Here is a 757-nt window from a genome sequence, read left to right as displayed (position 1 = left end):
GTCCGAGTCCATCACCGTTGAGCTTTTGGACAATCAAGTACGCTTCCAATGCAATGGCACGACCATTGTCAGCAAAGTCATCGATGGCAAATTCCCTGACTTTAACCGCGTGATTCCTTTGGATAACGACAAGATTTTCCTCGTATCCCGTACCCAGCTTTTGGGTGCGCTTGAACGTGCCGCCATTCTTGCCAATGAAAAATTCCGCGGCGCGCGACTGTTCCTGCAGCCTGGTTTGCTGAGTGTTGTATGTAGCAACAACGAGCAGGAAGAAGCACGCGAAGAGCTTGAAATCGCTTATCAAGGCGGAGAACTCGAAGTCGGTTTCAACATCGGCTACTTGATGGATGTGTTACGTAACATCCACTCCGATGATATGCAGCTTGCTTTCGGCGATGCCAACCGTTCAACGCTGTTTACTGTGCCGAACAATCCGAATTTCAAATACATCGTGATGCCGATGCGTATTTAATTGGGTGAACAAACAAAAAGAGCGTGTACGGGACACGCTCTTTTTTATAGGATTGAATCAAAAGGCCGTCTGAAAATTGTTTTTCAGACGGCCTTTTGATTAAACCGGGATGATTCGGTTAAATAGGAAAACTGGGATTAACGTGGACGTGGTTCGCAGTTTTTCACCAGGAATGAGCCGTTAGGGGCGTTCACGCCAACTACTTCAGAAGTAGTGTGGGTGTTTTTGTCGATGAAACCGGCAGACATTGCATAACCTTGACGGTTGGTGAAAGTAGTGCCAGTG

2 protein-coding genes are annotated in these 757 nt (G+C 47.3%); one reads left to right on the top strand and one right to left on the bottom strand.

Annotated elements, in window-relative coordinates; translation table 11 throughout:
• A partial coding sequence (locus tag ACTHUR_RS13665) for a DNA polymerase III subunit beta (protein WP_440399071.1) occupies positions 1–472 on the top strand: 472 nt, incomplete at its 5' end.
• Between the two features lie 137 nt (positions 473–609).
• Here the strand turns inward: ACTHUR_RS13665 and ACTHUR_RS13660 are convergent.
• A partial coding sequence (locus tag ACTHUR_RS13660; protein ID WP_440399073.1) for an ACP-like domain-containing protein occupies positions 610–757 on the bottom strand: 148 nt, incomplete at its 5' end.

It is taken from the genome of Neisseria sp. P0021.S007 (genome assembly GCF_051956855.1).
This window is presented reverse-complemented; position numbering and strand designations above follow the sequence as displayed.